At 65.3% G+C, this 26,612-nt stretch carries 27 protein-coding genes and 1 tRNA gene; 7 read left to right on the forward strand and 21 right to left on the reverse strand.

Translation table 11 applies throughout. From position 1 onward, the window contains the following. Positions 1-10: 10 nt before the first annotated feature. The 10 genes from BLR24_RS28415 to BLR24_RS28460 all read right to left on the reverse strand — a co-directional run bounded on the left by BLR24_RS28415 (position 11) and on the right by BLR24_RS28460 (position 9,485). On the reverse strand, positions 11-223 hold the full coding sequence (locus BLR24_RS28415) for a DNA gyrase inhibitor YacG (RefSeq protein ID WP_093023722.1): 213 nt from the start codon (positions 221-223) through the stop codon (positions 11-13). Between the two features lie 61 nt (positions 224-284). Beyond that, on the reverse strand, positions 285-1,040 hold the full coding sequence (gene zapD / locus BLR24_RS28420) for a cell division protein ZapD (RefSeq protein ID WP_093023724.1): 756 nt from the start codon (positions 1,038-1,040) through the stop codon (positions 285-287). Positions 1,041-1,076: 36 nt separating this feature from the next. After that, positions 1,077-2,093, reverse strand: coding sequence for an alginate O-acetyltransferase AlgX-related protein (locus tag BLR24_RS28425; RefSeq protein WP_093023726.1), 1,017 nt, complete (start codon positions 2,091-2,093; stop codon positions 1,077-1,079). Between the two features lie 6 nt (positions 2,094-2,099). Continuing rightward, entirely contained in the window at positions 2,100-3,593 is a 1,494-nt protein-coding gene (locus BLR24_RS28430) for an MBOAT family O-acyltransferase (RefSeq protein WP_093023728.1), read from the reverse strand. 76 nt (positions 3,594-3,669) lie between these two features. Next, positions 3,670-4,275, reverse strand: coding sequence for a dephospho-CoA kinase (gene coaE / locus BLR24_RS28435; protein WP_093023730.1), 606 nt, complete (start codon positions 4,273-4,275; stop codon positions 3,670-3,672). Positions 4,276-4,285: 10 nt separating this feature from the next. Further along, on the reverse strand, positions 4,286-5,251 hold the full coding sequence (locus tag BLR24_RS28440; protein ID WP_093023732.1) for a prepilin peptidase: 966 nt from the start codon (positions 5,249-5,251) through the stop codon (positions 4,286-4,288). Next, a complete protein-coding gene (locus BLR24_RS28445) occupies positions 5,251-6,480 on the reverse strand; it encodes a type II secretion system F family protein (protein WP_093023734.1) in 1,230 nt (409 codons plus the stop codon). The genes BLR24_RS28440 and BLR24_RS28445 overlap by 1 nt, the downstream gene beginning before the upstream one ends. A gap of 30 nt (positions 6,481-6,510) precedes the next feature. Next, the gene (gene pilB, locus BLR24_RS28450; RefSeq protein ID WP_093023736.1) at positions 6,511-8,250 is read right to left on the reverse strand and encodes a type IV-A pilus assembly ATPase PilB; all 1,740 of its coding nucleotides are present in this window, start codon (positions 8,248-8,250) and stop codon (positions 6,511-6,513) included. A gap of 116 nt (positions 8,251-8,366) precedes the next feature. Next, positions 8,367-8,443: transfer RNA gene (locus BLR24_RS28455), tRNA-Pro, on the reverse strand. Between the two features lie 49 nt (positions 8,444-8,492). Then, complete coding sequence (locus BLR24_RS28460) at positions 8,493-9,485, reverse strand: polyprenyl synthetase family protein (RefSeq protein ID WP_093023738.1); 993 nt, start codon at positions 9,483-9,485, stop codon at positions 8,493-8,495. A gap of 189 nt (positions 9,486-9,674) precedes the next feature. On the opposite strand from BLR24_RS28460, the gene rplU reads away from it, so the two are divergent. The 4 genes from rplU (at position 9,675) to proB (ending at position 12,632) form a co-directional block, all read left to right on the forward strand. After that, positions 9,675-9,986, forward strand: coding sequence for a 50S ribosomal protein L21 (gene rplU / locus BLR24_RS28465; protein ID WP_028259151.1), 312 nt, complete (start codon positions 9,675-9,677; stop codon positions 9,984-9,986). A 12-nt stretch (positions 9,987-9,998) separates the two neighbouring features. Further along, positions 9,999-10,259: a 50S ribosomal protein L27 gene (rpmA, locus tag BLR24_RS28470; protein ID WP_028259150.1), complete on the forward strand. Its 261-nt coding sequence runs from the start codon at positions 9,999-10,001 to the stop codon at positions 10,257-10,259. Positions 10,260-10,329: 70 nt separating this feature from the next. Continuing rightward, positions 10,330-11,406 (forward strand): Obg family GTPase CgtA, encoded by a 1,077-nt coding sequence (gene cgtA, locus BLR24_RS28475; RefSeq protein WP_093023740.1) that lies wholly within the window; start codon positions 10,330-10,332, stop codon positions 11,404-11,406. Positions 11,407-11,492: 86 nt separating this feature from the next. After that, positions 11,493-12,632, forward strand: a complete 1,140-nt coding sequence (gene proB, locus BLR24_RS28480; RefSeq protein ID WP_093023742.1) for a glutamate 5-kinase — start codon at positions 11,493-11,495, stop codon at positions 12,630-12,632. A gap of 37 nt (positions 12,633-12,669) precedes the next feature. Here proB and BLR24_RS28485 read toward each other — a convergent pair whose 3' ends face one another. Together BLR24_RS28485 and BLR24_RS28490 are read right to left on the reverse strand one after the other, a co-directional pair. Beyond that, on the reverse strand, positions 12,670-13,263 hold the full coding sequence (locus tag BLR24_RS28485) for a CNP1-like family protein (RefSeq protein ID WP_082517552.1): 594 nt from the start codon (positions 13,261-13,263) through the stop codon (positions 12,670-12,672). Next, the gene (locus BLR24_RS28490) at positions 13,211-13,879 is read right to left on the reverse strand and encodes an RNA pyrophosphohydrolase (protein WP_093023744.1); all 669 of its coding nucleotides are present in this window, start codon (positions 13,877-13,879) and stop codon (positions 13,211-13,213) included. Before BLR24_RS28490 ends, BLR24_RS28485 begins: the two co-directional genes overlap by 53 nt. 137 nt (positions 13,880-14,016) lie before the next feature. Between BLR24_RS28490 and BLR24_RS28495 the strand changes: the two genes are divergently transcribed. After that, the gene (locus tag BLR24_RS28495) at positions 14,017-15,762 is read left to right on the forward strand and encodes a proline--tRNA ligase (protein WP_093023746.1); all 1,746 of its coding nucleotides are present in this window, start codon (positions 14,017-14,019) and stop codon (positions 15,760-15,762) included. Further along, positions 15,759-16,415, forward strand: a complete 657-nt coding sequence (locus BLR24_RS28500; protein ID WP_093023748.1) for a lytic transglycosylase domain-containing protein — start codon at positions 15,759-15,761, stop codon at positions 16,413-16,415. The genes BLR24_RS28495 and BLR24_RS28500 overlap by 4 nt, the downstream gene beginning before the upstream one ends. A gap of 7 nt (positions 16,416-16,422) precedes the next feature. Here BLR24_RS28500 and BLR24_RS28505 read toward each other — a convergent pair whose 3' ends face one another. The 6 genes from BLR24_RS28505 to hemA all read right to left on the reverse strand — a co-directional run bounded on the left by BLR24_RS28505 (position 16,423) and on the right by hemA (position 21,936). After that, positions 16,423-17,706, reverse strand: a complete 1,284-nt coding sequence (locus BLR24_RS28505) for a polyamine export protein PaeA (RefSeq protein WP_093023750.1) — start codon at positions 17,704-17,706, stop codon at positions 16,423-16,425. A 42-nt stretch (positions 17,707-17,748) separates the two neighbouring features. Then, positions 17,749-18,252 carry a cupin domain-containing protein gene (locus BLR24_RS28510; RefSeq protein ID WP_093023752.1) on the reverse strand — a complete coding sequence of 168 codons (504 nt, stop codon included), beginning with the start codon at positions 18,250-18,252 and terminating at the stop codon, positions 17,749-17,751. A 17-nt stretch (positions 18,253-18,269) separates the two neighbouring features. Then, on the reverse strand, positions 18,270-18,599 hold the full coding sequence (grxD, locus tag BLR24_RS28515; RefSeq protein ID WP_093023754.1) for a Grx4 family monothiol glutaredoxin: 330 nt from the start codon (positions 18,597-18,599) through the stop codon (positions 18,270-18,272). 29 nt (positions 18,600-18,628) lie between these two features. After that, entirely contained in the window at positions 18,629-19,483 is an 855-nt protein-coding gene (prmC, locus tag BLR24_RS28520; RefSeq protein WP_175543375.1) for a peptide chain release factor N(5)-glutamine methyltransferase, read from the reverse strand. Then, positions 19,480-20,568, reverse strand: a complete 1,089-nt coding sequence (prfA, locus tag BLR24_RS28525; protein WP_093023758.1) for a peptide chain release factor 1 — start codon at positions 20,566-20,568, stop codon at positions 19,480-19,482. Before prfA ends, prmC begins: the two co-directional genes overlap by 4 nt. A gap of 96 nt (positions 20,569-20,664) precedes the next feature. Next, positions 20,665-21,936: a glutamyl-tRNA reductase gene (gene hemA, locus BLR24_RS28530; RefSeq protein ID WP_093023760.1), complete on the reverse strand. Its 1,272-nt coding sequence runs from the start codon at positions 21,934-21,936 to the stop codon at positions 20,665-20,667. A gap of 73 nt (positions 21,937-22,009) precedes the next feature. On the opposite strand from hemA, the gene BLR24_RS28535 reads away from it, so the two are divergent. Continuing rightward, positions 22,010-22,285 carry a hypothetical protein gene (locus BLR24_RS28535; protein ID WP_093023762.1) on the forward strand — a complete coding sequence of 92 codons (276 nt, stop codon included), beginning with the start codon at positions 22,010-22,012 and terminating at the stop codon, positions 22,283-22,285. 81 nt (positions 22,286-22,366) lie between these two features. Here the strand turns inward: BLR24_RS28535 and BLR24_RS28540 are convergent, their stop codons facing one another. The 3 genes from BLR24_RS28540 to BLR24_RS28550 form a co-directional block, all read right to left on the reverse strand. After that, positions 22,367-24,766 (reverse strand): DUF3772 domain-containing protein, encoded by a 2,400-nt coding sequence (locus BLR24_RS28540; RefSeq protein ID WP_254787648.1) that lies wholly within the window; start codon positions 24,764-24,766, stop codon positions 22,367-22,369. A gap of 82 nt (positions 24,767-24,848) precedes the next feature. Then, positions 24,849-25,595, reverse strand: coding sequence for a glycerophosphodiester phosphodiesterase (ugpQ, locus tag BLR24_RS28545; protein WP_093023766.1), 747 nt, complete (start codon positions 25,593-25,595; stop codon positions 24,849-24,851). A gap of 5 nt (positions 25,596-25,600) precedes the next feature. Continuing rightward, a complete protein-coding gene (locus BLR24_RS28550) occupies positions 25,601-26,608 on the reverse strand; it encodes a sn-glycerol-3-phosphate import ATP-binding protein UgpC (RefSeq protein WP_093023768.1) in 1,008 nt (335 codons plus the stop codon). Positions 26,609-26,612: the final 4 nt, after the last annotated feature.

Genomic DNA, 26,612 nt, shown 5'->3' on the forward strand with positions numbered 1-26,612 from the left:
CAAGGTGCGCTTATTGGACCTTCTTCGGGTCGCCGAAGGGCTCGTCGTCGGCCGGCGCTTCTGTCGGCATCCGGAACTCCTCGCTGGCCCAGGCCCCGAAATCGTTGCCCTTGCAGCGCGCACTGCAGAACGGGCGATAGGGGTTGCGCTCGGCGTAGACACTGTCGCCGCCACACGAGGGGCAGCGGACGATCCGCTCGCCGATCTTGTTCACGTCGCTCATTGGGTAACCTCCGTGCTCCGCACTGCGGCGCGAGCCCCCTTCGGAGCGGCCGGGCGGGGGCTCATGCGCAAAGGGTGAGTTCGAATGCCGTGTCGTCCGTGCTTGAATGCAGCCGGTCGTCGGCTTCGTGCCGCATCAGCCGCACCGAAACCATGAGCCGGTTGCCACTGATCTCGGGAATGAGCCCGAGCGCGGGATCGATGCGTAGCCGCAGCAGCTGGAAGCTGCGGCCTTGCGGCAGGTTTTGCTGGAACTGGCCGCCCGCGGCAATGACCTTGTACGGTACATCGGCATCGCGCAGCAGCTTGAGTAGCAGATAGATGGATTCAGCCAGCGGGGACAGCGTGGCGGACCAACGCTCGAGATCGGCCCGGCGGCTTGCCGCGCTGCGGTGCTGCCAGGCGTAGTAGGCGGGCAGATCGAATTCGCAGGTGCCGCCCGGAATGCCCGCGCGGCTGCGAATGCTCATGAGCCACTCATTTTCGGTCAGGGCCTGGCCAGCCTTGCCGGCAACGCCGTTCAGCGTTGCGAAGTTGCGCTCGAGCTGGCTCACCACCTGGTCGAGCACGGCTTCGGCGATGGCCGGATTGCCGCGGTAGCTGTTGAAGACGTTCTTGTGCTTGTCGAGATCGCGCATCACGTCGGCCTTGAGGTCGGCGCGCGCGGCAACGTCCATGATCTCGAAGATCGTGACCAGCGCGTAGTGATGCGAGAGCGCGGATTCCGAGGGCACCAGTTCCCCGAGCCGGCGGAAGAGGTGCTCCAGCCGCAGGTAGGTGCGGATGCGCTCGTTGAAAGGGTACTCGTAGAGGATCACGCGTTTTTGTCGGTTTCCTGTCGCGCCATCATAGCTTCAGGGCGATTTCGATGGGGGCGTGGGCAGCACTTCGCGCACGGCGGTGAGCATGCGTTCTCCCAGCGCGAGCTGGCCGTGCATGGACATGTGGGTGTCGTTCGAGAAATAAAAGTCGCGAATCTGCGTGTGCTTTTCGCGTGTGAACGCGTAGAGATCGGGCCCGAGGCCGGACGCGCGGAACCCGGCTTCGAAATCCTTGGAGTAATCGGGCTTCAGGTACACGGTGGTCTTGTTGGGAATCACCATCCACATGATAGGAAGCTTGCCGTGCGCCTTTGTGAAATTCTTCATCCACTCGAGGTGCGCGGGAGTCAGCGGGCCATTGTCGTCATCTTCGGCGAAAAAGGGCATCTTGTCGCAGGAGCGATGGGAGAAGAGCTTGCAACCATCGGGCACCGGCCGCACCCAGGTGTTCCAGTCGAAGTGAACGTCTGTTGCAGAATTTTTCGCTTTCCAGGTGTTGTAGTAGGTCGTGATCCCCGTCATGAACTGCACGTTCCAGTTGGGTGCGGGGCTCGGCACGGTCTCATCGGGCGTGATCAGGGGATGGTCCATGGCGTCGAAGGGCCGGATCATCTTCTGGCACTTCATGCTGTCCTTGGTGCGGTCGCCCAGCAGGCGCTCCACGCTCTCGATGATGATCAGCTTGCCCTTGAATCCGGTGCGCGCGATCCACTGGTCGAAGTCGCCGCAGAGCGCGTTCTCGTACTGGCCCCAATAGGTGGTCGAGACGCGGTAGCCGGCCTTGGCAAGCACCGACTGCCAACGGAAGGTCATCGAGAAGCTGTCGCCGATGACCAGGACGTCGGCTTGGTCGACGGGCTTGCCCTTCAGCACGGCAGGGTCGACCTTGGGCGGCGGGGCGGTCCAACCGAATTCGCGTTCGGACAGGCGGCCGATGCGCGTGAGGTCGCCGTAAGGCACGGGGCTGGTGAGCGAAACGATCCAAAGCGCCATCAGGGCGATGTAGCCGATGAGGAAGAATCGCAGCCAGACTTTGGCGGGCGTCGTCATGTCGAATCAGAATTGGAAATAGAGGAACGGGCTGTAGTTGCCCAGCTTCGAGACGCACCAGGCGAAGAGCGCGAAAGTGCCGATCGCGAGCACGGCCGAGGAGACCCACGCCATGACAGGCTGGCCCGCAACCGCCTTCGGGTGGGGAATCCAGCGCTCGAGCGAGATCGTCGGAGGCAACGCAAGGCAGATGATGATGCCCACCAGCATGGTCTGGAAGAACTCGGGTTTGCGGAACGGCACGGGGCCGAGTTCGCTGAACGCCGACGCCGGTGCGCCATGCATTCCGAGCATGCCCTTGTAGATGGCCATGGCGGTATGCACGCCGTCGGCGCGGAAGACGATCCAGGCCAGCACCACGCAGAGGAAGGTCAGCAGCCAGCCCAGTACGTGGGCCACGCGGCCCGGCGTGGCGTTGCGCCGCACCCTGGCATTCCACAGGTGGTTGATCATCAGGAACACGCCGTGCAGCGCGCCCCAGATCACGAAGGTCCATGCGGCGCCGTGCCAGAGCCCGCCGAGCAGCATCGTGAGGAACAGGTTCAGGTAGCGCCGCGCCGGGCCCTTGCGGTTGCCGCCGAGCGGCACGTAGAGATAGTCGCGCAGGAAGTTCGACAGCGAGATGTGCCAGCGCCGCCAGAATTCGATGATGTTGGTCGACTTGTAGGGCGAGCGGAAATTGAGCGGCAGCTGCACGCCCAGGCACAGCGAGAGGCCGACGGCCATGTCCGAATAGCCCGAGAAGTCGAAATAGATCTGCAGCGTATAGGCCAGCGCGCCGAACCATGAGGTGTAGAGCGTGGGCTCGATGCCCTTGTGCACGCCGTTGAACATCATGTCGGCGTATTGGCCCATCGGGTCGGCAATCAGCAGCTTCTTTGCGAGGCCGAAGGTGAAGATCGCTACGCCGAGCGCCACCTTGTTGGGGTCGAGCCGATAGGTGGCCGGGTTCGCGAACTGCGGCATCATCTGCGCGTGATGCAGCACCGGGCCTGCGATCAGGTGCGGAAAGTAGGTGACGAACAGCACGTAGTGGATGAAGCTGCGCTCATGCACCTTGCCCTGCCAGCAGTCGACCAGGAAGGCGATCTGGGTGAAGGTGTAGAACGAGATGCCGATCGGCAGCACGATGTGCAGCATCGGAATCTGCGACAGGCCCGCCGAGGCCAGTCCTTCGTTCACGTTCGACACAAAGAAGTTGGCGTACTTGAAGACCGCGAGCACACCCAGGTTGACGACCAGCGCCAGCACCAGCAGCGACTTTCGCTTGCGGTCGTCTCGGCCGGGCGCGGGCGAGAGGTGCAGTCCGAACCAGTAGTTGATGCAGATGGACGCCACCAGCAGCGGAAGTGCCTTGACGCTCCACCAGCCGTAGAAGAACAGCGAGGCCAGGGCGAGAAAGCCCGCCGCGGACCGGGCGTTGCGCTTGCCGATCAGGAAGAAGCCGATCAGGACCAGCGGAAAAAAGACAAAAATAAAGGGATACGAATTGAAAAGCATCGCGGGAGGGAGGGCACTCCGGCGAGCGCCTTTTTGTCTTGGTCGTTATGCGGCCGCTGCGGCGGCAAGTCTCGGATTATCGCGTGCCGCGCGGAGCCCACCGCTTCCAGAGACTCCGCACCTGTCCACCGAGTTCCTCCAGTGAGAGCGACTCGTTGAAAATGACCGCATCCGCGGCAGCCCGGCGCAACTTGCGCGCAGCCTGCTGGGCGATCACCGCGCGCACGGCTTCGGCTGTCCAGCCGGAGCGCGCCACGACGCGCCGCAACTGCGTTTCCTCGCTGGCATCGACCACGAGCACCCGGTCCACGAGTGCCCGCCAGCGACCGGATTCGACCAGCAGCGGGACGTCGAAGACCACTGCGGCATCCGGACCCGCTGCGGATGCCAGACGCTCCGTCTCGGCACCGATCAGCGGGTGCAGGATCGATTCGAGGCGCTTTCTCGCGCTGTCGTCGGCGAAAACGAGTTGCCGCATGCCGGCGCGATCCAGGCCGCCGTCCGGCGCAATGGCCGTCCGTCCGAAAGCAGTCTCGATGGCGGGCATTGCGAGGCCTCCGGGCTGCGCGATGCGGCGTGCGATGGCGTCGGTGTCGACCAGTACCGCACCCTCTGCAACCAACAGCGCGGCGACGGTGCTCTTGCCGCTCCCGATGCCTCCCGTCAAGCCGATGCGCCGCATCACCGGCTCTTCAACGGGCGAATGCGCCGAGCGGGAAGGCGAAGGGAATCCATTGCCGGACGAGTTCGGGGCCCGCCACGAGGCACACGAGGCCAGCGCCGGCAAGGAAGGGACCGAAGGCCATGGGAATGTCCTTGTGCGCCAGCTTGCCGACAAAGCGCAGGGTCAGGCCGATCACGGCGCCCACCAGCGATGAGACGAGGATGATGGCAATGAGGTAGTCGGCCCCGAGCCATGCGCCGAGCGCAGCCAGCAGTTTGAAGTCGCCATACCCCATGCCTTCCTTGCCCGTGACCAGGCGATAGCCATGGTACACAAGCCAGAGGCTCAAGTAGCCGAACACGGCGCCCCAGAGCGCCGAACTCAGTGCAACGCCGGTCCAGCCCATGGCCGCGCCGATAAGCCCCAACCAGAGCAGCGGATAGTTGAGCGCGTCGGGCAGGAACTGGGTGTCGAAGTCGATCAGGAACTGGCAGATCAATAGCGCCGCGAAGGCGGCCCAGAGCGCGCCGGTGGGCGTGAGGCCGAAGCGGTAAGCGCAAAGGGCGAAGAGCGCCCCGGTGATCAGTTCGACCAGCGGATAGCGCGGGCTGATGGGTGTCTTGCAGGCACCGCAGCGGCCCCGCAGCACTAGGTAGCTCAGCACTGGAATGTTCTCGTACCAGCGGATCTTGTGGCCGCAGGCCCCGCAGCGCGAGGCCGGACGGGCCAGGTCGAAGGGCGGCAGGCCCTCGATCGCGAGCGCCGCCTTGTCCGCCGCGGCCTCGAGGCCGGCCGGCGGCGCGGTCTTCGGCCCGAACACCAGCGACCAGAGCGATGGAACATCCTTGGACGACATCAGGTTGGCCACGGCATCGGCCAGCCAGCCGCGGTACATCATCACCGGCGTGCGGTAGATCACCACGTTGAGGAAACTGCCGACCAGCAACCCGAGGACGCCGGCGAAAGCGGCGTCGAACTCCTGCGAAACCAGCATCAGACGACTTGGCCCAGCTTGAAGATGGGCAGGTACATCGACACCACGATGCCGCCGATGATCGTGCCAAGGAACACGATGATGATGGGTTCCATCAGGCTGGAGAGGCCCGCGACCATGTCGTCCACTTCGGATTCGTAGAAGTCCGCGGCCTTGCCGAGCATGTGGTCGATGGAACCGGACTCCTCGCCGATGGCCGTCATCTGGATCACCATCGAAGGAAACAGGTTCACGTTGGTCATGGCCGAGGTGAGGCTGGTGCCGGTCGAGACCTCTTGCTGGATCTTGGCCGTGGCGTCGCTGTACACCGTGTTGCCCGACGCGCCGCCCACCGAGTCGAGCGCTTCGACCAGCGGAACGCCGGCGGCGAACATGGTGGCGAGGGTGCGGGTCCATCGGGCCACGCATGATTTTTCGATCAGCGTGCCGAAGATCGGCACCCGCAGCAGCGCACGGTCCATGACTCGCTGCACGCGTTCGTTTCGCTTCCAGGCCTGCAGAAAAAAGTAAGTACCGCCGCCGATCACACTGAAGATCAGCCACCAGTAGGAGACGAAGAATTCGCTCATGGCCATCACGAACAGCGTCGGGGCCGGCAGGTCGGCGCCAAACGACGAGAACACCTGTTTGAACGCTGGAATCACGAAGATCATGATGATGGCGACCACCACGAACGCGACCACAACCACGGAAGTCGGATACATCAGCGCCGACTTGATCTTGGACTTGATCGCCTCGGTTTTTTCCATGTAGGTGGCCAGGCGGTCCAGAAGGTCTTCCAAAATACCGGCCGCTTCGCCGGCTTCCACCAGGTTGCAGTAGAGGTTGTCGAAATACTTCGGAAACTTGCGGAAGGCGGCCGAGAGCGAGGTTCCGGTCTCCACGTCGCTGCGGATGTCGTTCAGCAGCTTGGCGACGCTTGCATTGGCATTGCCCCGGCCGACGATGTCGAACGACTGCAAGAGCGGCACGCCGGCTTTCATCATCGTTGCCAGCTGGCGCGTGAAGATCGCGATGTCCTTGGGCTTGATCGCCTTGCCCGAGCGCATGCGGCGCTTCTTGATCTTGGATGCGAGAACTCCCTGGCGCCGCAAGGCGGCCTGAACCTGGTTCTCGCCGGCGGCCCGAAGCTCGCCGCGCACCAGCTTGCCGTTGCGGTCCTTGCCCTCCCACTCGTAGACGTATTCCTTGAGCGTGCTTGAGGTGCGGGTGGATGCCACTGTTGCCATTCGATCTCCGATTTGCAGTGTGTTCGTTCGTTATTCGTTGGTGACCGCCACCACTTCTTCGAGTGAGGTGAGCCCTTGCATGACTTTTCTGAGGCCGGACTGCCGTAACGAGCGAACGCCCTCGGCTTCGGACTGGCGCGCAATGTCCAGCGCACTGCCGTCGCGCAGGATGATGGCCTGGATCGTTTCGGAGATCGGCATTACCTGGTAGATGCCGACCCGGCCCTTGTAGCCGCCGTTGCACACCGAGCAGCCGACCGGACGATAGGGCTTCCAGGAACCATCGAGTTCGGCTTCCTTGAAGCCCGCGTCGAGCAGGGCCTGGCGCGGCACGTCGGCCGGCGCGCGGCATATGTGGCACAAGCGTCGGGCCAGCCGCTGCGCGGTGATCAGGATCACGCTGGAAGCAATGTTGAACGGCGCAATACCCATGTTCCGCATGCGCGTGAGCGTGGTCGGCGCGTCATTGGTGTGCAGCGTCGAAAGCACCAGGTGGCCCGTTTGCGCGGCCTTGATCGAAATGTCGGCGGTTTCGAGGTCCCGGATTTCGCCGACCATGATGATGTCGGGATCCTGCCGGAGGAAAGCGCGCAGCGCGGCGGCGAACGTGAGTCCGGCACGCTCGTTCACGTTGACCTGGTTCACGCCGGGCAGGTTGATTTCGGACGGGTCTTCGGCCGTGGCGATATTGACGCCGGGCTGGTTCAGCAGGTTCAGGCAGGTGTAAAGCGACACCGTCTTGCCGGAACCCGTGGGGCCCGTTACCAGCACCATGCCGTAGGGGCGGCCGATCGCGTTCAGCAACCGCTCCTTTTCATCGGCATCGTAGCCGAGCGCATCGATGCCCAGGCGTGCGCTGCTCGGGTCGAGAATACGGATCACGATCTTTTCGCCGAACAGCGTGGGCAGCGTGCTCACACGAAAGTCGATCACGCGGTCCGGGCCGATCTTGAGCTTCATGCGGCCGTCCTGCGGCACGCGCTTCTCGGAAATGTCGAGCCGCGAAATGACCTTGATCCGTGAAGCCAGCTTGTCCTTGATCAGCGTGGGCGGGCTCGCGATCTCGCGCAGTTCGCCGTCGATGCGAAAGCGCACGCGGTAGTTGTGCTCGTACGGCTCGAAGTGAATGTCCGAGGCCCGCATGCTGACGCCGTCGAGCAGCATCTTGTGCAGGAACCGGACGACCGGGGCATCCTCGACTTCGGCAACGGCCGCCTGTTCGTTGGCATCGCCCGACGTATCGGCTGTGACGTCGTCGAACTCGAAGTCCCCGCCGCCGACGATGTTGTTGAGGGTTTCCGACGCGCTGACAGCGGCGGCCTCGATCATGCGCGACAGCTTGTCGTATTCCGCAATGACCCAGTCCACGCCCATCTGGGACGCGAACTTGATCTTCTCCACGGCCTGCTGGTCCGAGGGGTCCGCCGTTGCAACAATGAGACGATTGTTGCGCTTGCTCAGCACCACGATGCGGTAGGCGAGGCACAGCTTCGGGTCGAGCAGATCCTTGGGCAGACGCTGGTGGTCGATGGCGTCCAGATCGAGCAGCGGCGCGCCGAAAGCGGAAGAAAGCGTGTGGGCCAGGTCTGCGGCCGATACGGCACCGCTGCCGGTCAGCTCGGCAATGAAGCTGGTGCGACTGCTCAGCGATTTCTGGTAGATGTCTTCCGCAGTCCTCGCAGGAAGCTTGCCGGCTGAAACCAGGGCGCGCGCAAGGCCCGGGAGGGCGATTTGCGTGTTTTCTTTAACAGGAAGTTCGGCGGCAGCCATTCAGCGAATTTGCAAGAGATGTGAAAAAGTGCTTCACGATCATCGCTGAACGCCCTCGCCATGTAAATCGCTACGCAGCAACAGGCATGGGCATTATTGGTGCCAGCCGAAAAGACTGGTCGGGGTGAGAGGATTCGAACCTCCGGCCTCTACGTCCCGAACGTAGCGCTCTACCAGGCTAAGCTACACCCCGATTGGTTGCAGAAAAAGAGAAGTCGTCCTTGCCAACTCTTGTGAGGTGTTCAGGCACGTCGCTCAAGCAACTGAGCCGCCAATTGTAGCAAACCGTCGGCGTACAAATTGGACGGAAAGTCGCGCAACGCATGAATCGCGCGTTTTGCCTCGTCGGCCGCGGCGGCGCGCGAGGCCTCCAGCGCGCCCGTGCTGTGAACGATCTCGACGATCTTGCCCAGTTGAGCCGTGTCGCCGGCCTCGATGGCCGCGCGCACCAGCGCGCCCTGGGCGGGGTTGCCGCGCCGCATGGCGAAGATCAGCGGCAGCGTGGTCTTGCCTTCGCGCAGATCGTCGCCCACGTTCTTTCCGGTTTCGTGGGCGTCTCCGGCGTAGTCGAGCACGTCGTCGATCACCTGGAACGCCGTGCCCAGTGCTTGGCCGTAGGTGGCGCAGGCTTCTTCGACCTCGGGCGTGGCCCCCGCCAGCACCGCAGCCAGCCGTGTGCTGGCCTCGAAAAGCTTGGCGGTCTTGGAGCGGATCACGCGCAGGTACGCCGCTTCGTCCAGCGAGGCGTCGTGCATGTTCATCAGCTGGAGCACCTCGCCTTCTGCGATCACGTTGGTCGCCTCGGCCAGAATTTGCATGATGCGCATGTTGTTTGCATCCAACATCATCTGGAAGGCGCGCGAATACAGGAAGTCGCCGACCAGCACGCTGGCGGGGTTTCCGAAGGATTCGTTGGCCGTCGGGCGTCCGCGGCGCAGCGTGGATTCGTCGACCACGTCGTCGTGCAGCAGGGTGGCCGTGTGGATGAACTCCACCACCGCCGCCAGGTTGAAGCGCTGCTCGCCCGTGTATCCGAGGGCGCCCGACATGAGGAGCAGCAGCGCCGGCCGCAGGCGTTTGCCGCCGGCGGAGATGATGTATTTGGAAACCTGGCTGACCAGGGGCACGCCAGTATCGAGGCGCCGCGCGATCACACGGTCGACTTCGACCATGTCGCCGGCGATCAAATCCAGCACGGTGGCGGTGGGGGAGGTATCGGCGGCGTGAACTGGCAAAGCGTTTGCGCGCGGCGCGTCTGAATACGAAGGTGGCAGCGGCACAAGGCCGGAAGGCGCAGATTATAGGGAGGAGCGCGTGCGGTCCCGGCGCACTTCGCGCCTAAACCATGTTAGCGCGCGCAAACCGTGCTAGAATCTTGGGCTCTGCGGAATTCGCCGCGGAGCTCATATTCCCAAGAGGTTCACATGTACGCGGTCATAAAAACCGGCGGCAAGCAGTATCGCGTTGCTTCCGGCGAAAAAATTAAAGTAGAACAGATTGCTGCGGATGTAGGCCAGGAAATCGTGATCGATCAGGTTCTCGCAGTCGGCAACGGCAGCGAAATCAAGGTTGGTACGCCCCTGGTGTCCGGCGCAACGGTGACAGTCACGGTACTGTCGCACGGCAAGCACGACAAGGTTCGCATCTTCAAGATGCGCCGTCGTAAGCACTATCAGAAACGTCAAGGCCATCGCCAGCAGTTCACCGAACTGCAAATCGGCGCGATCGCCGGCTAAGGAGCAGATTCCATGGCACAGAAAAAAGGCGGCGGCTCAACGCGAAACGGGCGCGATTCCAAGCCCAAGATGCTCGGCGTGAAGGCGTTCGGCGGCGAACTGATCAGCGCAGGCTCGATCATCGTGCGCCAGCGCGGCACCCAGTTCCACCCCGGCGTGAATGTCGGCGTGGGCAAGGACCACACGCTGTTTGCACTGGTTGACGGCCATGTGTCGTTTGGCGTCAAGGGCGCACTGAACAAGCACATGGTCAACGTGACCCCCGCGGCATAAGCCCAGGTCACTTCGATCAGCTCGAAGCCCCGCTTTGCCGGGGCTTCTTCATTTGTACACTGGATACCCCATGAAGTTCGTCGACGAAGCCTTCATCGACATCGCCGCAGGCGATGGCGGCAACGGCTGCGTGTCGTTCCGTCATGAAAAATACAAGGAATTCGGCGGCCCCAACGGCGGCGACGGCGGCCGCGGCGGCCACGTTTACGCGGTGGCCGATTCCAACCTCAACACCCTGGTCGATTTCCGCTACTCGCGCCGCCACGAGGCCAAGCGCGGCGAGCACGGCATGGGCTCCGACATGTTCGGCGCCGCGGGCGACGACATCGTGTTGAAGATGCCGGTCGGCACCATCGTTTCCGATGCCGAAACGGGCGAGGTGCTGTACGAGCTGTTGACGGAAGGCGAGGTCGTCACCATCGCCAAGGGCGGCGACGGCGGCTTCGGCAACATGCGCTTCAAGAGCGCCATCAACCGTGCCCCGCGGCAGAAGACGCCGGGCTGGCCCGGCGAGAAGAAGAGTCTCAAGCTCGAACTGAAGGTGCTTGCCGACGTCGGCCTGCTCGGCATGCCGAATGCGGGCAAGTCGACCCTGATCAGCGCCATTTCGAATGCGCGCCCGCGCATCGCCGACTATCCCTTCACCACGCTGCATCCAAATCTCGGTGTGGTGCGCGTCGGCCCGGAGCAGAGCTTCGTGGTGGCGGACCTTCCCGGCCTGATCGAAGGCGCGTCGGAAGGCGCGGGCCTCGGCCACCTGTTCCTGCGCCACCTCCAGCGCACCCGCCTGCTCTTGCACGTGATCGACATGGCGCCCTTCGACGACGCCGTCGACCCGGTGGCGCAGGCGAAGGCCATCGTCGGCGAGCTGAAGAAGTACGACACCGCGCTCTACGAGAAGCCGCGCTGGCTCGTGCTCAACAAGCTCGACATGGTGCCTGGCGACGAACGCGCGGCGCGCGTGAAAGACTTCGTGAAGCGCATGCGCTTCAAGGGGCCGGTGTTCGAAATCTCCGCGCTCACGCGGGAAGGCTGCGAGCACCTTGTGCAGGCGGTCTACCAGCACATCAAGGCGCAGCAGGTGGCGGAGCAGGTGCCGGTCGAGGTCGATCCGCGCTTTGCCGAGCTGCCGCCCGATCCGGCCTGAGCGCAGCTGAGCATCGGCAGCCGATGCAACTCCATGGATAGACCGCCGAACACGCAGTATTCACGACACGACCGCCAAAGCCTCCAATGACTTCGAACTCCGGATCCACTGCCTTGCGGGATGCCCGCCGAATCGTCGTCAAGGTGGGCTCCAGCCTCGTGACCAACGAAGGGCGAGGCCTTGACGAGGGCGCTATCGGCGAGTGGTGTCGGCAGCTTGCTGTGCTGGTGCGCGAAGGACGCGAGGTCGTGATGGTGTCGAGCGGTGCCATCGCCGAAGGCATGAAGCGGCTTGGCTGGCGCACCCGGCCGCACGAGGTTCACGAGCTGCAAGCGGCCGCCGCCGTCGGACAGATGGGCCTGGCCCAGATGTACGAAACCAAGCTGCGCGAGAACGAAATCGGCAGCGCCCAGGTGCTGCTGACCCATGCCGACCTGGCCGACCGCGAGCGCTATCTCAATGCGCGCTCGACCCTCGTCACGCTGCTCGGCCTGCGCGTGGTGCCGGTCATCAACGAGAACGACACCGTCGTCAACGACGAGATCAAGTTCGGCGACAACGACACGCTGGGCGCGCTCGTGGCCAACCTGGTCGAGGCCGACGCGCTGATCATCCTCACGGACCAGAAGGGCCTCTACACGGCCGACCCGCGCAAGGACCCTGACGCAAAGTTCGTCCATGAGGCCGCCGCCGGCGACCCCGCCCTCGAAGCCATGGCGGGCGGCGCGGGCTCCAGCCTCGGCCGCGGCGGCATGATCACCAAGATCCTCGCTGCCAAGCGCGCGGCCGGGTCGGGTGCTTCCACGGTCATTGCCTGGGGGCGCGAGCCCGATGCCCTGCTGCGCCTGACGCGCGGCGAACCCATCGGCACCTTGCTGGTGGCGCAGACGGCCAAGCACCAGGCGCGCAAGCGCTGGATGGCTGACCACCTGCAATTGCGCGGCGCCGTCACGGTCGATGCCGGGGCCGCGGCCAAGGTGCGCGCCGAAGGCAAGAGCCTGCTGCCGATCGGCATGACCAGCGTGTCGGGCGAGTTCTCGCGTGGCGACGTGATTGCGGTGCGCGATGTCGATGGCGTCGAGCTGGCCCGCGGCCTTGCCAATTACTCGAGTGTCGAGGCCCGGCTGCTGTGCCGCAAGCCTTCGAGCGAGTTCGAGCGTCTGCTGGGCTACGTGGCGGAACCCGAGATGGTCCACCGCGACAACATGGTGCTGATGCCCGGCTGATGAAAGAAGCGGGGCGCATGGCCCCGTTCTTCTTGGTTCACTGCACTTCGCGAACCGGATTGCGCAGGTTCTGGACCATATCTCCGACCGAGTTGCGCGGCGCGTTGCCGCGGCACAGCGCCTGGGTCGACAGCGCCTTGGCGTAGCGCGAGTTCAGATCGTTGATGCGCTTCCACTCCGGCGTCTTCGTTTCTTGCCAGGCGCCGTTGTTGTAGCGGGCGTAGCTCTTCAGCTCGCCGGTCGAGCAACGCACACCTTCATAGAACGCATTGACGCCGCCGCCATTGCGGTTCTGCGCCACCACCACGTAGCGCACGATGCCATCGCGGGTGATTGCGATCGTGTTCGGGTCGATGCCGAACTTCAGGCTCATGTACGGAGGCATTTCGATCGGCAGCAGACGGCTTTCGCTGAAGGCCGGCGGCGGCGGTGCCGCGGTTTCTACCCATTCGGCGTCCGCCTCGGAGCGCTTGGGCGGCGGCGGCATGCCCGATTGCGCCCAGTCCGGGTTGTCGGTGTCGTGATTGCCCGATGCGCAGCCGGCAAGAATGCCAAAGCAGGCGAGAAGAAGAATGCGCTCAGCGCTGCGACGGAAAGAAGGGCGTTTTGTTGGGGGGAAGAGAAGGTTCATCGCTCGCGGAATGGATGTCGGGATGCGGGTCGAAACTGCCGCCCGGCGGCAGGTCCAGGCCCGCGGGCGCGCCGCCGTCTGGCATGTGGCGCTCGAATTCACGGGCGCGTACGTTGCTGCGAAGGAAGCGGTTGCGGAAATCCTGCCGTGGCAGGTAGCGAGCAAGCTCGGTCAGCGCCATCTCGTAGACGCCGCGCTTGAACTCGACGACCACGTCGAGCGGCACCCAGTAGTCGTGCCAGCGCCAAGCGTCGAATTCGGGATGGTCGGTGGCACGCAGGTTCAGATCCCAGTCGTGGCCGATGAGTTGCAGCAAATACCAGATTTGTTTCTGGCCCTTGTAGTGGCCCCGTGCGTCACGGCGGATGAACCGATCCGGCACCTCGTAGCGCAACCAGTCGCGGGTACGGGCCACGATGCGCACGTGCTCCGGATGGAGCCCCACTTCCTCGTGCAGTTCCCGGAACATGGCTTGCTCCGGACTTTCGCCGCGGTCTATGCCGCCTTGCGGAAACTGCCAGGAATGCGTGCGTATGCGTTTGCCCCAGAAAACCTGGTTTCTCTGGTTGAGCAGGATGATGCCGACGTTGGGCCTGAAGCCGTCCCGGTCGAGCATAATCAAACCCCAATTTTTGAACTGAGTCGATTATGCATGCCGGGTTGCACTCGGCAAGCAACCGATGCCAGGCTCTCAGGGTCTCCCCGGAGAGTTGTCCCCCACATCCCATACCGATTCCATCACGCGCGATCCCGATGAAAGCTTCCCGATTTTTTGTCTCCACCCTCAAGGAAGCGCCCGCTGACGCCGAGGTCGCGAGCCATCGGCTCATGATGCGGGCCGGCATGATCAAGAAGCTCGGCACGGGCATCTACACCTACATGCCCATGGGCCTGCGCGTGATCCGCAAGGTCGAGGCGATCGTGCGCGAAGAGATGAACCGCGCCGGCGCCGTCGAGCTCACGATGCCCGTGGTGCAGCCGGCCGAGTTCTGGCAGGAGACCGGCCGCTTTGACAAGATGGGCCCCGAGTTGCTGCGCATCAAGGACCGGCATGACCGCGACTTCGTGATCCAGCCCACCAGCGAAGAGGTGGTGACCGACATCGCGCGCCAGGAAATCCGCAGCTACAAGCAGCTGCCGAAGAATTTCTACCAGATCCAGACCAAGTTCCGCGACGAGCGCCGTCCGCGCTTCGGCCTGATGCGCGGGCGCGAGTTCATCATGAAGGACGCCTACAGCTTCGACCGCGACCTGGGCGCTGCCAAGGCCAGCTACCAGGTCATGGCCGATGCCTACCGCCGCATCTTCGATCGCTTCGGGCTGCGCTACCGCGCGGTGGCGGCCGACAGCGGCGCCATCGGCGGCGACCTGAGCGAAGAGTTCCAGGTGATCGCCGCCACAGGCGAAGACGCCATCGTCTATTGCCCGGGCAGCGACTACGCGGCCAACATGGAAAAAGCCGAGGCACTGGCCCCGGCCGGCCCGCGCCCTGCGGCAGCCAAGACGCTCGAGAAGACGCCGACCCCCGGCAAGAGCACCTGCGCCGACGTGGCCGAGCTGCTCGGCGTGCCGCTCTCGACCACCGTCAAGTCGCTGGTGCTTGCGACCGACATCCTCGATGACGCCGGCAACTTGAAGGGCTCGCAGGTCTGGCTGCTGCTCCTGCGCGGCGACCACGACATGAACGAGATCAAGGTCAGCAAGGTGCCCGGGCTGGACAAGGGCTTCCGCTTCGCGACCCTGACCGAGATCGAAGACCACTTCGGCTGCAAGCCAGGCTACCTCGGCCCGCTCAACCTCAAGAAGCCGGTCAAGCTCGTGGCCGATCGCGAGGCCGCGGTGCTGGCCGACTGGATTACCGGTGCCAACGAGATCGACTTCCACATGACCGGCGTCAACTGGGGCCGCGACCTGCCGGAGCCCGAGCTGGTGGCGGACTTGCGCAACGTGGTGGCCGGCGACCCGTCGCCCGACGGCAAGGGCGTGCTCGCGATCGAGCGTGGGATCGAGGTGGGCCATGTGTTCGTGCTCGGCACCAAGTACAGCAAGGACATGAACGCCACCTTCCTCGACGAAGCGGGGAAGCCGCAATTCCTCGAGATGGGCTGCTACGGCATCGGCATCACGCGCCTGCCCGCCGCCGCCATCGAACAGAACCACGACGAGCGCGGCATCATCTGGCCCGACGCGCTGGCCCCGTTCACCGTGGTGGTTTGCCCCATCGGCATGGACCGCAGCCCGGAGGTCAAGGTGGCCGCCGAGGCGCTCTACGAGCAGCTGCTCGCAGCCGGTGTCGACGTGCTGCTCGACGACCGCGGCGAGCGCCCTGGCGCGATGTTCGCCGACTGGGAGCTGATCGGCGTGCCGCACCGCGTGGTCATTTCCGACCGCGGCCTGAAGGAAGGCCAGCTCGAATACCAGCATCGCCGCGACACGGCCGCTACCAAGGTGCCGGCAGCCGGCATCGCCGAGTTCATCACCGGCAAGCTCGCGAAATGAGCCTGGAGGGCGGCCTCTCGCGACGCCAGTGCCTGCGCGGCGCCGTGACGGCAGGCGCCCTGACGATGCTGTCGCTGCCTCAGGTTGCTCGCGCCGGCGCGCAGATCGAAGAACCGCTGATCGATTCGGTGCGCACCGCACTGAGTTCGGCCGTGCACAACAAGGCGCCGCCGGTGCCCGAGTTCTCGAACACCGAGGCCCGCCTGGCCTACCTGCGCTGGCTGGGCGAGATGAGCGAGCGCCTCAAGAAAAAAATAGCCGACTGGCCGACGCGCAAGGAATTCCTGCAGACCGTCTGGTACGAAAGCAAGCGCTCGGGGCTCGACGTGAGCCTGGTGCTCGGGCTGGTCCAGGTCGAGAGCAATTTCCGCAAGTTCGCCGTGTCCAGCGCCGGTGCGCGCGGCTACATGCAGGTCATGCCGTTCTGGACCCGCGTGATCGGCGACAGCGACCCGGCCAAGCTGTTCCACATGCAGACCAACCTGCGCTTCGGCTGCGTCATCCTGCGCCACTACCTCGACCGCGAGAACGGCGACTTGTACATGACCCTCGGCCGCTACAACGGCAGCCGCGGCAAGGCGCCGTACCCCAACGCCGTGTTCGCAAACCAGCGCCTCTGGACCTTCGTCGACAGAGACCGCTCGGCCGCCTGACAGTGGGCTAAGTTTTTGTCACCATGACCTGGTCGATACGGTAGCTGTCGACGTCCATCACCTCGAAGGTGTAGCCGCCCCAGCTCACGCTGTCGGTGCGTTTGGGCACTCGGCGCAGCATCACCATCAAGAAGCCCGCCAGCGTTTCGTATTCGTCCGCATGCGGCAGCTCGTCGATGTGCAGCGCGCGCTGAACGTCTTGTATTGGCGTGACACCGTCGATCAGCCACGAGCTCTCGTCGCGCTTCACGATTTGTTCCTCGTCGGGCGTCGACACCAGGTCGCCCATCACCGTGCTCATCACGTCGTTGAGCGTAATCACGCCCACCACCAGGCTGTACTCGTTGACGATGATCGCGAAGTCTTCACGCGCCTGCTGGAACTGCTCGAGCACCTCGGTGAGCGAGAGCCGGTCGGGGATGACCAGTGCCTTGTGCAGCGTCAGGCCCTGGTCGAAAGCCAGGGGCTGCCCGCTCAGCACGCGCTGGAACATCTCCTTCGCGTCGACATAGCCAAGCACGTGGTCGATGTCGCCGTCGCACACGGGGTAGGCCGAAAAAGGCTCGGCCATGATGCGAGCCCGCAGCACCGACTCCGGGTCGTCGTGCAGAAACCACGCGATGTTGTCGCGCACCGTCATCACGCTGCTGACCAGCCGCGTGTCGAGCTCGAACACGTTGGCGATCACCTGCTGCTCGCGCACGGCGAGCACGCCCGCGAGTGCGCCGGCTTCGGTCATGGCCAGGATGTCGGCCGAGGTGATCTTGTCGTCACGCACCAGCGGCATGCCAAGCAGCTTGAAGAGCATGTCGGTCGTGCGCGTGAACAGCCACACCAGCGGCTTGAAAGCGGTGATCAGCAGCAGCATCGGGCCGACCATGCGCACGGCAATACGCTCCGGGTCGCTCATGCCGAGCCGCTTGGGGAACAGGTCGGCAAACACCAGGAACACCGCGATGACGATCACGAAAGAACACAGGAAGGCCACGTTCGCCGAGGCCTCGACGCTTATCCAGTTCTCGAAGAAGCGCGCGAAGTACGGGCTGAGCGAGCCCTCACCCACTACGCCGCCGAGAATCGCCACCGCGTTGAGGCCGATCTGCACCACGGTGAAGTAGTGGCCCGGCTGCTCCTGCACGCGCAGCACTTTTTCCGCGCGCGCATCGCCATCGTCCGCCATCTGGCGCAGGCGCAGGCGCCGCGAGGCGGCAAGGGTGATCTCGGCAATGGAGAAGAACGCGCTCATCGCGATCAGCAAGACGATGATGAGCAGGCTTTGGGTAAGAGTCATGGCGGCACGGCGAAGAGTGCCATCGTGCCATGACTGGCGAGGCTAAATGCCGCCGTGTGGGTGGGTGGGGTCGATCCAGAGTACCGATTCAGGTTTTTCGACGGGTTCGATGTCGAGATTGACGGCCACGGCCTCGCCGTCGCTTCTGCACAGTACGCATTCCAGCGACTCGGTCGCGCTGGCATTGATTTCCTGGTGCGGCACGAAGGGCGGCACGTAGATGAAATCGCCCGGACCGGCTTCGGCCGTGAACTCGAGCTGCTCGCCCCATCGCATCCGGGCCCGGCCGCGTACCACGTAGATCACCGATTCAAGGTGCCCATGGTGGTGGGCGCCGGTCTTGGCATCGGCATGGATGGTGACGGTGCCGGCCCAGAGCTTCTGCGCACCCACGCGGGCGAAGTTGATCGCGGCCGCCCGGTTCATGCCGGGCGTCTGCGCAGTGTTGGCGTCGAGCTGGTTGGCGGGGATCACGCGCACGCCGTCGTGCTTCCAGGCCGGCGCGGACTCGCCGCCGTGCGAGTGGCCGTCGTGGTCGTGGCTCATGGCGGGAGCGGAGAAAATCAGGCGGGGTTGCTGCCGCCCAGGACCTGCTGCAGCTCGCCCGATTCGTACATCTCCATCATGATGTCCGAGCCACCGACGAATTCACCCTTCACGTAGAGCTGGGGAATCGTGGGCCAGTTGCTGTATTCCTTGATGCCCTGGCGGATGCCGTCGTCTTCGAGCACGTTGACGGTCTTGAGCGACTTGGTGTCGACGCCGACCGCCTTGAGGATCTGGATCGCGCGGCCGGAAAACCCGCACATCGGAAAACTCGCATTCCCTTTCATGAAGAGCACGAGGTCGTTGGATTTGACGAGATCGTCGATGCGTTGCTGGGCGTCGGACATGGGGACTCCTGAAAAGTGGGCTGGGGGGATTATTTCACCGTGCGCCAGACTCCGCCGGAGCAGCGCTGGATGCCGGCAAGATCATTGCGGCTTTGGACTTCGGCGAAACCGCGCGTTTGGAGCAGCTGGCGCACGGCCGCGGCCTGGTCGTGCCCGTGTTCGAGCAGCAGCCAGCCGCCTTCGGCGAGGTGCAAAGGAGCGTCCCGCACGATCTGGCGGATGTCATCGAGCCCGTCGGGCCCGGCTACCAGCGCGCCCATGGGCTCGTGCTGCAGCGCGGGCAGGTGCGGGTCGTTGGCGGCAATGTAGGGCGGGTTGCTGGCGATGACCGTGTAGCCGCTTGCAGCGCCGGCGAGCCAATAGGCTTGGCTGAAGCGCACCGGCAGGGCCAGGCGCTGTGCATTGGCCTGTGCAACCGCCAAGGCATCGGCACTGGCATCGACTGCGTCGACCTGCGCATCGGGCCGCGCATGCTGCAGCGCCAGCGCGATGGCGCCGCTGCCGGTGCCCAGGTCGAGCACGCGCGGCGCCTCGCGGCCTTCGAGGCACTGCAGGGCCCAATCGACCAGCGTTTCGGTGTCCGGACGCGGAATGAGCACCCGCGGGTCCACACGAAGGCTGAGGCCGTGAAACTCTTTTTCGCCGAGCAGGTAGGCGACCGGTTCGCCGACCAGGCGGCGCGACACCTGCGCTGAAAGCGTGACCCACGCCTCATCCGAAAGGGCATCGGTGTCGTGCGCCAGCAGCCACGCGCGGTCATGCGGGGCGCGGCCCAGCGCATGCAGCAGCAGCAACTGCGCGTCGAGCCGGTCGATGCCCAGCGCCGCGGCAGCAGCCAGCGCCTGCGCCACGGTGGCGGGTGTGGAGGCCGTCGTCATCGTCATGCCGGCAGGCTCGACTCCAACTCGGCCAGCTGCTCGGCCTCGCGCGCGGCGCGCAGCGCCTCCAGCACGTCGCCCAAGTCGCCTTCCATGATGGCCAACAGCTTGTAGAGCGTGAGGTTGATGCGGTGGTCGGTGAGACGGCCCTGCGGAAAGTTGTAGGTACGGATGCGGTCCGAACGGTCGCCGCTGCCGATCAGCCCCTTGCGCATCGCGGCGTCCTTGGCGGCGCGCTCGCTGCGTTCCTTTTCCTGGATTCGCGCGGAGAGGACCTGCAGCGCCTTGGCCTTGTTGCGGTGCTGGCTGCGGTCGTCTTGGCATTCGGCCACGATTCCGGTTGGAATGTGCGTGATGCGCACGGCCGAATCGGTCTTGTTGATGTGCTGGCCGCCCGCGCCGCTGGCGCGGTAAGTATCGATGCGCAGGTCGGCTGGGTTGATCTGCACCGCCACGGTCTCGTCGGGCTCGGCCAGCACGGCCACCGTGCAGGCGCTGGTGTGGATGCGGCCCTGGGTTTCGGTGGCTGGCACGCGCTGCACGCGGTGGCCGCCCGACTCGAAGCGCAGGTGACCGAACACGTCGGTGCCGACGATGCGGATTACCACTTCCTTGTAGCCGCCGAGCTCGCTTTCGCTTTCGCTCACCACTTCGCAGCGCCAGCCGGCGCGCTCGCAATAGCGCGTGTACATGCGCAGCAGGTCGCCCGCGAACAGCGCCGATTCGTCGCCGCCCGTGCCGGCGCGGATCTCGAGAAAGGCATTGCGCGCGTCGTCTGGGTCCTTGGGCAGCAAGAGGCGCTGCAGCTCTTCCTCGAGCTGCACCAGCTCGGCTTCGGCACCCGCAATTTCCTCTTTGGCCATCTCGGCCATGTCGGGGTCATCGAGCATCTCCTTCGCACCGGCGATGTCGGCCTCGCGCTGCTTGTAGCGTTCGTAGCGGCCGGCGATCTGCGTCACCTCGGCATGCTCGCGCGAGATGGTGCGGTACTGCGCCATGTCGCTCATGATGTCTTCGCGCGAAAGCAGGAAGTCGAGTTCACCGAGGCGCTGCGCGTAGCGCTCAAGTTGGTGGCGCAGAAAAGGTTTCACGTCGATAGGGGCCGAAAAGAAGAGGGGGCGCGGCTCGCGGCGGCAAGGCGCGGGGAGGCCGCGGCAACCAGGCCGGGCCGGCAGCGGCAAGCGTCGCTAACGCTCTTTGCGCAGAAAGAGGCGCGAAATGGCGTGCGCCGTCTGCTCGCGAGAAGCCGCATCGCCCGAATGCAGTTCGGCCAGCGCGCCGTGCAGCATTTTTTGCGTGAGCCCGCGCGACATGGCTTCGAGCACCGCATCGACCGACTCGCCCTTGGCCAGCAACTTGCGCGCGCGTGCGATCTCGGCCGCGCGCCATTCGTCGGTCTGGGCGTTGAGCTGCAGGATCAGCGGCACCGTGCCGCGCTGGCCCAGCCAGTGCATGAAGCTCTGCACACCGGCGTCGATGATGACCTCGGCCTGCGCCACCGCGGCCTGGCGATTGGCCTGCCCCTGCTGCACCACCTGCGCGAGATCGTCGACCGTGTACAGGTAGATGTCCTCGAGCGCCTTCACTTCGGGCTCGATGTCGCGCGGCACCGCCAGGTCGACCATGAACATCGGGCGGTGCTTGCGCGCCTTGAGCGCGCGTTCCACGGCGCCCAGGCCGATGATCGGCAGCGTGCTGGCGGTGCAGCTCACCACGATGTCGAATTCGGCCAGCCGGCTCGGCAGGTCGGCCAGCCGCATCGCCTCGCCGCCAAAGCGCGAGGCCAGCTTTGCGCCTCGTTCGAGCGTGCGGTTGGCAATGGCGATCGACTTCGGGTCCTTGGCCGCGAAATGCGTGGCGGCCAGGTCGATCATTTCGCCCGCGCCGACGAACAGCACGCGCGTCTGGTGCAAGTCTTCGAACAGCTGGCCCGCCAGTCGGACGGCCGCGGCCGCCATGCTGATGGAATGCGCGCCGATCTCGGTCGCGGTACGGACTTCTTTCGCGACCGCGAACGAGCGTTGAAACAACTGGTTGAGCGTGCTGCCGAGCGCGCCGGCGGTTTCGGCCGCGCGTACGGCGTCTTTCATCTGGCCGAGGATCTGGGCCTCGCCGAGGACCATCGAATCGAGCCCGCTGGCCACGCGGAAGACGTGGCGTGCGGCCTCGTCGTCCTGCAGGGTGTAGGCATGCGAGCGCAGCAGCGCGGGCGCCACGCCGCCGCTCTCGGCCAGCCAGCCCACCGTGTGGTCGAGCGCCGCATGCTCGGCGGCGCAGTAAATTTCGGTGCGGTTGCAGGTCGAGATGATCGCGGCCTCGACCTGGGGATGGCGGCCGGCGGCAAACGAACTGCGCAGGCTGTGCAGCGTAGGAGCCAGCTGGTCGAGCGCGAACGCGAAGCGGCCGCGCAGATCGAGCGGCGCGGTCGTGTGGTTCAACCCGAGGGCCCAGACTGACATATCCGCTGATTATAAAATCAGCAGGAGCTATGCGGCTGCCGAGGGGTTTGGCTGCCTCTCTTCTACCCACTCCATGTCCCTGCTGGATCTCCTCAACCATCTGATCAACTTCCTGGCACCCGCCTTGGCGGTCGGATTCGTGTGCGCGCTGGCGGGCGGAGTTTTAGGGCGAAAGTCCGGCGCGCCCGCCTGGTGGATTCAAGCCGCGGTCAATTCCGGCGCGGGAGCGCTGGCGCTCCTGGGCGGGCTGATCCTTTCAGGACGCGATGGCACGATGGGCGCCTACGCCGCGCTCGTGCTTGCGTGCGGTATCAGCCAATGGCTGGTGTCGCGCGGCTGGCGAGGGTAGACAGTTCGACAGGCGTGATCCGAAGGGCGTTTCAAGATGTTGCTTCGGGCAACGAAAGAATCGAGCTGACCGGCGCGGTACCTAGGCGGCGGCCACCGGTCCGGTTTCGCCGGCAGCCACAGGCGGAGGTATGGCCGCATACGGCACCAGCTCGATCCGCTCCACCCGCATCCGCTCGAGAATAGTGAACAGCAGGTCGCTTCGCACCCCGCCCGCCAGCCGCGGGCTCGGCACATAGGCAATCGCCTGGAATATGAGCAGGCCCCCTTCGACACCTTCCAGCGTGAGCGAAGGCGCGGGCGTCTCGAGGACGCCTTCGTGCGCTCGGCATGCCTCCAGGATGAGCTCGCGCACACGCTGCGCGTCGGTGGTCATCGGCATCGGCAGGCGGATGAGCACCCGGCCTTCGGCGTTGGCCAGCGTCATGTTGCGCACGGTCTTGGTAATGAACTCGGAGTTGGGCACGATCAGCGTCGAGCGGTCTCCAAGCTGGATTTCGGTGGCGCGCACGTTGATGCGCCGCACGTCGCCCTCGGTAGTGCCCAGCACCACCCAATCGCCTACCTTCACCGGCTGCTCGGCCAGGAGGATGAGGCCCGAAATGAAGTTCTGCACGATGGCCTGCAGGCCGAAGCCGATACCCACCGACAGCGCACTGGCCACCCAGGCGATGCGCTCGATGCCGATGCCCAGCGCCGACAGCGCGAACGCGACCACCAGGATGCCACCCACGTAGCCGAGCAGCGTGGTGATCGAGCTTTGCATGCCGGGCTCGAACTGCGTGCTGGGCAGATAGCTGCGCGAAAGCCAGCGCTTGAAGACGCGCAGCACGATGAAGCCGATCACCGCCACGGCGATGGCACTCAGGATGGCGCCCGGCACCAGCTGGAACTCGCCCACCTTCACGCCGGTGCCGAACTTGCCGCTGCGCTGGAACACTTCGCTGGGACCGGTGCCCAGGGGCGCCGCGAGCGCGATCAGCATGTAGAAGAAAAGCCCCACGCGGCTCAGGCCGGAAAGCACCGTGGCCGCCTGGTCGAGCGTCTGCGGCGCGAGCCCGAAGCTTTTCTGCAGGCGCTGGCCGAAGGTGCTGCGCGACGACACGCCGGCCATGAAGACGTCGTCGGCAAACTTGAACAGCACGTAGAAGGCGGCCGCGACGATGCCGCTCCAGGTGAGTTGCGAGGCCAGGAAGCTGGCGAGCGCCACGTAGCCCAGGGCCACCAGCACCCAGATCGCGAGCATCAAGATGCCGATGCAGGCCACCAGCAGCCCCACCCACATCGGCCGCTCCGGCGGGTCGGCGTCAGGCGTATCGGCGCGCAGCGGCCGCAGCCGGCGGAGCACCGCGCCGACCAGCGCGGTGAGCATCAGCGCGGTGAGCACGTGCGTGGCAACCACGGCCGCAAAGCTGGCTTCGACCAGCGCATTGATCTCGACCGGCGCCCATGCCAGCGCGGCCACCATCGCCACCAGCCACGGCAGCGGCGCGAGGCGTGTTGCCATGGCGTCGGGAATCGGCGGCAGCCGCCACGACGGCCGGCGGGTGGCCAGCAGGCCGCGGCCCAGGCCGATGACGAAGGCCATGAACACCAGCGCCTGGGCCATCGAACGCATCGCCTTGCGCGCCTGCGGCTCCCAGGTCGCGTATTCCTCGAGCACGCGAACGAACCCGTGCGCCGCCGCGGCGACCAGAAGCACATGGCTCGCCACGATGGCAATCACCAGCAGCGAACGCCGAAGCCGGCCCGCCGGCAGCAACCGCGCGGCGATGCGCGTCAGCAGATGCTCGGCCACCCAGTTACCGAGTACCGCGAGCAGCAGCGCCAGGATCAGCGCGCCAATCAGGGCGATCCGCGTCCCCTCCTGCATTGCTTGTGCGAGCCCGTCGCGCAGGCTGGCCACCATCGCTTTCAGGCGCGTCAGGTCATTCGGCCACGCCGCCTCCAGGTCGCGCCAGAACTCGCCGGTCAACGGCGAAGCGGCGCGCTCGGTGATCTGCGCTTCGAAGAGTTCGCGGCGCTGGGTCACCAGTTCGGCGGCGCGCTGCCGCACGTCGATGGAGAGCAGGCGCGCCAGCCGGATATCGGCATCCAGTGCGTTGCGTTCTTTTGTCAGCCGGGTGCGCTGGCGCGTGATGTCCGGGTCTTCGGTGACGCCTGCGGCCGGCGGATTTCCGAGTTCGCCGAGGCGGGCGTTCAGGTCGGCCAGTTCGCTGGCGCGCGCGGCGACGAACTTGTCGGCCTGCGTGCCGATGTTGCTGATCTGCGCCAGGAGCTTGCGCATGTCCTCGTTGGAATCGGCGGAGGCGGTGATCTTGGTGAGCTGCTCGCGCAGTTCGGCCACCGTGGGTTCGGGCACGGGAGCCGCGGCGGTGCTGCTGGTGCTACCGCCGATATTGCTGTCGGGCTGCGCCATCGCAGTGCCGCACGACAGCAAGGCGGCCAGGCAAAGGGCCATCAGGCGTGGGATCAAACTCATGGCTGCCATCATAGAAGGCGCCATTTCCGGGCCGCGGCGCGGCTCGTTGAAGCGTGTGACGAGCCGCTGCGGCCGGCGGCGGTCAAACGGCGGGACTGAACAGGTCGACGCGATCGGTGATGATGCCGTCGGTGCCGAGCTCGATCAGCCGCTCTGCGGCCCATTCGTCGTTGACGGTGTAGCTCAGCGCGCGCAGCCCCGCATCGTGTACTTGCGCCACCGTGGCGGCGTCCCAGAGTGCGTGGTTGCAGACGATGGCGGCGCAGTCGAGGTCGGTTGCCAGGGCGAGCCAGCCCTTGCGGAGCGTGTCGAGCAGAAGCCCGCGCGGCAGTTCGGGCTGGACCGTCTTCGCTCCCGCCAGCGATTCGGCCTGGAAAGAAGTGAGCAGCGGAGGAATGGCTGCGCCTTGCCAAAGCCGGGCCGCGAGCCGTGCCACTGCTTCGCCAGTCTCGCGCTCGGCGCCCGGGGTCGGCTTGATCTCGATGTTGAGCAGATGGCCGTTGGCAAGGCAGAAGCGCGCCAGGTTCTCGAGCGTGGCGAGCGGCTCGCCAGCAAAGGCGCGCGAGTGCCAACCGCCCGCGTCGAGCTGCGCGAGCGCACTCCAGGGCTGCGCGCCGCCGGTGCCACGGCCGTTGGTGGTGCGGTCGAGCGTGGCGTCGTGCATGAGAAAAGGCACGCCGTCGGCGCTGAGCTTGGCATCGCACTCGAACATGCGGTAGCCGTGCGAGGCGCCGAGCCGGAAGGCAGCCAGCGTGTTCTCGGGCGCCAGTTTGCCGGCGCCGCGGTGCGCGATCCAGCGCGGATAGGGCCAGGGCTTCAGCGCCGCCACTTTTTTCAGTCCGCGCGCTTGCCGGAACCGGCGTCGAACCAGTGCAGCTTGTCCTGGCGGGCCGCAATTTTTACCGTGTCGCCAGCGACCGGCGGGTGATCGCTTTCGTCGGTGCGCATGATGATCTGCTCTTCGCCGATGCGGCCGTACACCAGCCGTTCTGCGCCCAGCAGTTCGACCGACTCGACCTGCACGGACCAGCCGCTTTCGTCCAGCGTCAGGTGCTCGGGACGGATGCCGAGGATCTGGCCCGGCCGCACGCCGGGCGCGTGGTGCAGCAGGTTCATCGGCGGCGAACCGATGAAGCTGGCGACGAAGGTGGTGGCGGGCCGGTTGTAGACCTCTTCGGGCGTGGCGAACTGGTCCATCACGCCGCCATTCATCACGATGATGCGCTGGGCCAGCGTCATGGCCTCGACCTGGTCGTGCGTGACGAACAGGGAGGTGATGCCGAGTTCGCGGTGCAGCTTCTGGATCTCGATGCGGGTCTGCGCGCGCAGCTTGGCGTCGAGGTTGGAAAGCGGCTCGTCGAACAAGAACACCTGTGGCTGGCGCACGATGGCGCGGCCCATGGCCACGCGCTGGCGCTGTCCGCCGGAGAGCTCGCGCGGCTTGCGCTCGAGCAGGTGGCCCAGCTCGAGGATCTTGGCCGCCTTGTCGACCCGCGTCTTGATCTCGGGCTCCGGCACCTTGGCAATCTTGAGGCCGTAGGCCATGTTCTTGAACACGCTCATGTGCGGATAGAGCGCATAGTTCTGGAACACCATGGCAATGTCGCGCTCAGAGGGCTCGAGCTGGTTCACCACGCGCCCGCCAATGGAAATTTCGCCCGCCGAGATTTCCTCGAGGCCGGCCACCATGCGCAGCAGGGTGGACTTGCCGCAGCCCGAGGGCCCGACGATCACGATGAATTCATGGTCGGCAATCTCGGCGCTCACGCCGTGGATGACCTGGTTGGCTTTCGGCCCGTGGCCGTAGCGCTTGATGACGTTGCGAAGGGAAAGTGCAGCCATTCGA

The sequence above is a fragment of the Variovorax sp. OV700 genome (assembly GCF_900099805.1).
Classification (GTDB): Bacteria; Pseudomonadota; Gammaproteobacteria; order Burkholderiales; family Burkholderiaceae_C; genus Variovorax.